Consider the following 5,256-nt stretch of genomic DNA (forward strand, 5'->3'; position numbering starts at 1 on the left):
GGCGGCGGGCGCGGCGTCCCAGGCAGCAGGTGCGGCGGCGTCCGGGACGGCGGGGCCCGTGCTGTCCGGCGGGACGTGCCCGCCGGACAGCAGGGTTTCCGCCCGCAGGACGCGGGCCGCGGCCGCTTCGGCGTCGGGCAGCCCGGCGAGGGAGAGCATCGCCGCCACATGGACGGCGTACCGCTCGCGCAGGCGCCCGCTGCGCGCCCCGCGGTACAGCGAGGCGGATGGCAGGCCGAGGCCGGACGGGGTGAGGTCGAGTACGTACTGTCCCGCGTCGGGGGTGACGGCGGGGGCGGCGGCTCCGGTCACGCCGTGGGCCTGGAGGTGTCCCAGGAGGCGGGCGAGGGCGAGCCGGTCGGGGGCGGTGCGGATCGCGTCCAGGTCCTCGGCGAGGGCTCCGGCGCCGCGTTCCTCGATCCGGGTCTCGTCCATGAAGCTGGTGTAGAGGTCGGCGATGCGCTGTCCGTCGGGGTCGGTGCCGGGATCGCGTACGAGGGCGGCGACCTCTTCCTGGACCTGTTCGCCCAGGAGGGAGAGCAGGGTGGCTTCGGCCCGGTGCTCGGGCAGGACGAATCCGTCGGCCCAGCGGCCGGAGGTGTAGCGGTGGAAGTCGTCCTGGGGGCGGACGGAGCGGTCGAGGAGTCCGGAGCCGGTCGGTCCGTCCGCCCGGCGCACCGGCGCGGGTGCGGGCGCGGTGGCGGGGGCGGGTGCGGGGGTGGTGGGGGCGGTGGTCATCGGGCCGTGCTCCCCGCTGCGGCGGTGGCCGGTTCCAGCAGGCCGAGGCGGGTGAGGGATTCGGCGGCGCGCACGGAGCGCGGGGCGGGGGCGCCGTGGAGGAGGTCGCCGGCCTGGACGGAGCCGCCCGCTTCGAGGAGGCGCAGGGTGGTGGCGACGGCGTCCGGGACGGCCAGGGTGTGGCCGTTGACGGTGAGCTGGGTGCGGCCGTTCTCGCTGGGGCCGATCGCGAGGGGGATCCGGGTGCGGCGCAGCGGGTCCTGCGGGGCGAGAGCGCACAGGGAGGCCAGCCGCTCGAACTCGCGGGGCGGCGGGGTGCCCGCCCGCTGCCGGCCGGTCTCGGTGAGCCGGGCGGCTTCGGCGGCGGGGGCGAGGCGGGTGAGGCGTTCGGCGAGGAGGGCGAGCCGGGCGGCGAGGGCTGCGACGGCCGGGCCGTCCTGCGCGGCGGTACCGGTACCGGTGGCGGGGGTGTCCAGGTGGGGGACGGCGGCGAACTCCTCGCCGGCGGTGAGTTCTTCGACCGTCTCGCGCAGCAGGTCCCGCCAGCGGCGCGGGGTGACGGTGACCGAGACGTGCAGGGAGACCTGGTCGCCCGCGGCGGCGGCGTGCGGGGTGCCGTGGGGCAGGTAGAGGACGTCGCCGGGGTGCAGGGTGGTCTCCAGGGCGGGCTCGCCGAGGGTGCCGTCGGGGTAGGTGGCGGGCTCGCCGCGGTGTGCGCCGGCCGGCTCCCAGACCCGCCAGTGCTTGGTGCCCTCGGTCTGGACGACGAAGACGTCCACCGGGTCGTGGTGCGGGGCGTAGCCGTCGTGGCCGGCGGGGGTGAGGAAGGCGACGGCTTCGGCGGGGGCGGCGAAGGTCCGGGCGAACGCCTGGACCAGGCGGCGGGCGGAGGGCAGCAGGTGGTGGAGGTAGTTCCAGGTGACGGTGCCGCCGGAGCGGAACAGTTCGTAGACCTGCTCGGGTACGACGGCTTCGGTGAGGGCGGTGCCGGGCTCGGCGGCCACCCGGGTGTACGCCTTGCCGGGGACGCCCTGGCCGGCGCGGGCGATGCGCAGGTAGGCGGGGGGCACGGTTTCGGTGGTGACGAGGTCGTCGAGCCGGCCGACCGAGACGAGGTCCCGGGCGCGGGCGGGGTCCAGTGCGCCGCGGCGCAGCAGCGGCTGCTCGCCGAAGTGGCGTGAGAAGAACTCGCCGGTGTCCCCGACCAGTTCCTCGAAGGTCCAGTCCGTCACGATCCCGTCTCCCATTCGCGGTCCTGCGTGTCTGCGGGCCGTACGGGCCAAAGGGGCGGCCGGAGCCGCCCCTTATGGCGCGACCGGCTTTTACTGGATGTTCACGTGGTAGGCGGTGGCCAGCAGCTCGGCGGAGGTCTCGATGAACTCGATGTCGTCGTAGGTGTTCTCCATGACAATCAACTCCTTTTATTTGCTGCCGGGTTGTTCCGGCGTTGATGAAATGTTGTCCCAGGGAGGGGACCCGGGTCAATGACGTTCAACCGGCGCCGTGTACGCACTTGAACGTGTGCGGGGGAAATACAGAAAAGGCCGTGCCCCGCTGCCGGAAAGAGGCGGCGGGGCACGGCTTTCGCGAAAAGGGTGGGGTGTTTCAGACTCCGGTGGTGCCGTCGATTCCTTCGCGGAGGAAATCGGCGTGTCCGTTGTGGCGGGCGTATTCGTGGATCATGTGGAGCATCACCCAGCGGAGCGATACGTCGAAGCCGCGGCGTGGTTCGTGGACGACGAGGTCCAAGGTGGCGGCTTCCTTCTCGATGCGGCGGGCGTGGTCGGTCTCGGCCCGCCAGGCGGCGAACGCGGCGGGCGCGTCGGCGCCGGTGGCGTCGTAGGCGGTCTGGAAGTCGAAGTCCGGCGACCACACCAGCGGGATGTCCTGGCCGTCGACGACCCGGCGGAACCAGGCCCGTTCCACTTCGGCCATGTGCCGGACGAGGCCGAGCAGGCTGAGGGTGGAGGGGGGCATGGAGCGGGTGCGGAGCTGGTCGTCGGTGAGGCCGTCGCACTTGAGCTCAAGGGTGTGGCGGTGGAACTCCAGGTGGGCGCGGAGCATCTCGCGCTCGTCGGCGATGGTGGGCGGAGAGGGGCGTTCGATGGTCACGGCCGGATCCTCTCATCCGGTGGGCGGGCGCTGTTCAGGCGGCCACTTCCAGCAGTCCGATTCTGGCCAGCCCCTGGGCGGTGCGGGTGGCCCGGTCGGCGGGGACGCCGGGGAAGACGCTGGCGGCGGACATCTCCTCGCCGACGGCGAGGCGGGCCAGGCTGGCGGCGACCGGCTCGGGCACGGCGATGCGGTGGCCGTTGACGGTGAGCTGGACGCGTCCGCTGTCGGGGGTGTCGAAGGCGACGGTGGCGGCGGTGCGCCGCATGGGGGTGTCGGGGGCGAGGGCGTCGAGGCGGGCGGTGCTGCGGAAGGTGTTGCCGGCGGAGTTGCCGGGCATGCGGCGGCCGAGTTCGGCCAGCCGGTCGAGTTCCGCGGCGGGGGTGAGGGCGGCCAGGCGCTCGGAGACGGCGCGCAGCTTCTCGGTGAACAGGGTCTCGGTGCCGGGGGTGCGGCCGGTGCCGATGAAGGGGAACTCGTTGAACTCCGGGTCCTTGAGCAGTTCCTCGAAGGTCTGGGTGATGAGGTCCTTCCACATCCGGGGGCGGATCATGATGGAGAGGTGGACGGAGGCCAGTTCCTCGGCGGCGGCCGCGTGCGGGGTGTCGTAGGGCAGGTAGAGGACGTCGCCGGGTTCCAGCAGGACGTCGATGACCGGCTCGCCGAGCTGTTCGGGGGTGTAGGAGGCGGCTTCGCCGCGGCGGACCTCGGCCGGGTTCCACAGCCGCCACCGCTTGGTTCCCTCGGTCTGCACGATGAACAGGTCGACGGGGTCGTGGTGCGGGGAGAAGCCCTGCTTCCCGGCGGGGGTCAGGAAGGCCACGCAGTCGGTCTTGGCGCCGAAGCGGTCGCTGATGACGCGGGTGAAGTCGCGCAGTGAGGTGTCGAGGTGGTTGAGGGAGCTCCAGACGATGGTGGCGCCGGCGCGGAAGAGTTCGTAGACCTTCTCGGGGACGATGGCGTCGGTGAGGTCGGTGCCCTGGACGGTGATGGTCCGGGTGAATCCCTGGTCGGGGACGCCGGCGCCTTTGAGGTTGGCCCGCAGGTAGGGCGGGCGGATGATGTCGAGCTGGACCAGTTCGTCCAGGCGGCGCAGGGAGAGGATGTCCTGGGGGGCCTTGAGGGCGCCCTTGCGCAGCAGGGGCTTCTTGTTGAAGTACTCGGCGAAGAATTCCTTCTCGTCGCCGACGAGGTCGGCGAAGGTGTGGTCGGTCATGGCGGTGGTCCGTTCCAGGTGTCCGGAGGGTGCTTTTTCCGGGGGCGGGTGTCAGTGGCGGAGGGCGGGGGCGTCGCCGAAGGCCGTGCCGGGGCCGTGGTCGCGGCGGAACTGCGCGAGGTTCTCGGCGAAGGCCGGGTCCTGGGAGGCGATGCGTTCGGCGAGCAGCCGGACGCGGTTGGGGGTCCAGGTGGCGGGGTCGGCGAGGAGCTGCGGGGTGCCGGTGAGGAGCAGCAGGCCGGCTTCGGTGTGGCCGCGGTCGAGCCAGGACTGCCAGAGGGCGTCGCGGTCGGCTTCCTGGCCGGCGAAGAAGGCGGTGGCGCGGGGGTGGGGTGCGCTCGGCGGGACGGCGCCGGTGGTGCCGGGGGCGTGCAGGCGGATGCGGCGGCCGGCGAGGTAGACGGTGCGGATGCCTTTGCGGACGGCGAAGTTCAGGCACTGGGCGGCGGTGTCGGCGATGGGTTCTCCCTTGTCGTTGAGGGAGGTGTTGCAGACGATCGGGACGCCGGTGGCTTCGTGGAACGCCTGGATCGCCCGGTACAGCAGGGGGTTGTCGGGGGCGCTGAGGGTCTGGTGGCGGGCGGTGCCGTCGAGGTGGAGAACGGCCGGAATACGGTCTTTGGCCTCGGGGCGGACGCGGGCGGCTTCCAGCATGTAGGGCGAGGGGCGGTCCTGTTCGAACCAGTCGCCGGTGTGCTCGGTGAGGACGATGGGGGCGACGGGCCGCCACCACTGGCGCTGCTTGTAGTCGTTGAGGAGGTCCTTGACCTTCTCGGAGCGGGGGTCGCCGAGCAGGCTGCGGTGGCCGAGGGCGCGCGGTCCCATCTCGGCGGGGCCGTCGGCCCAGACGAGGACGGAGTCGGTGAGGTCCTCGGCGAAGGTGGCGGGGTGGAAGTCGGTGATGTCCTCGATGAAGGGGGCGAACGCCGTCAGTGCCTCGTCGGTTTCGGCGGGGTGCAGGTCGTTGCCCTGGTAGGCGGTGGTGATGCGCAGGTCGGCGGTGTCGAGGGCGCCGGTGGTCCACAGGCCGAGCAGGCCCAGGCCCAGGGCGACGCCGGAGTCGTTGGCGCAGGCGGGGGTGAGCAGGCCGCGGAAGCCGTAGCGTTCCAGCAGGCGGGTGTTGGCCTGGACGTTGAGGGCGAAGCCGCCGCTGACGGAGAGGTAGGCGTCCTGGGTGCGTACGCCGGCCA

At 72.7% G+C, this 5,256-nt stretch carries 5 protein-coding genes; all 5 read right to left on the reverse strand.

Features of this window, described 5'->3' with window-relative positions:
- The coding region (locus tag ABZ873_RS33830) for a M13 family metallopeptidase N-terminal domain-containing protein (protein ID WP_360880607.1) at positions 1–738 on the reverse strand (738 nt) is incomplete at its 3' end.
- On the reverse strand, positions 735–1,985 hold the full coding sequence (locus tag ABZ873_RS33835; RefSeq protein ID WP_360880610.1) for a cupin domain-containing protein: 1,251 nt from the start codon (positions 1,983–1,985) through the stop codon (positions 735–737). The genes ABZ873_RS33830 and ABZ873_RS33835, both read right to left, overlap by 4 nt.
- Positions 1,986–2,343: 358 nt before the next feature.
- The gene (locus tag ABZ873_RS33840) at positions 2,344–2,850 is read right to left on the reverse strand and encodes a DinB family protein (protein WP_360880613.1); all 507 of its coding nucleotides are present in this window, start codon (positions 2,848–2,850) and stop codon (positions 2,344–2,346) included.
- Positions 2,851–2,884: 34 nt separating this feature from the next.
- Positions 2,885–4,066: a cupin domain-containing protein gene (locus tag ABZ873_RS33845; protein WP_360880616.1), complete on the reverse strand. Its 1,182-nt coding sequence runs from the start codon at positions 4,064–4,066 to the stop codon at positions 2,885–2,887.
- Between the two features lie 51 nt (positions 4,067–4,117).
- On the reverse strand, positions 4,118–5,256 hold a 1,139-nt coding region (locus ABZ873_RS33850; protein WP_360880619.1), incomplete at its 5' end, for a carbamoyltransferase C-terminal domain-containing protein.

The sequence above is a fragment of the Streptomyces sp. NPDC047014 genome (assembly GCF_040644195.1).
In the GTDB taxonomy this organism is placed as follows: domain Bacteria; phylum Actinomycetota; class Actinomycetes; order Streptomycetales; family Streptomycetaceae; genus Streptomyces.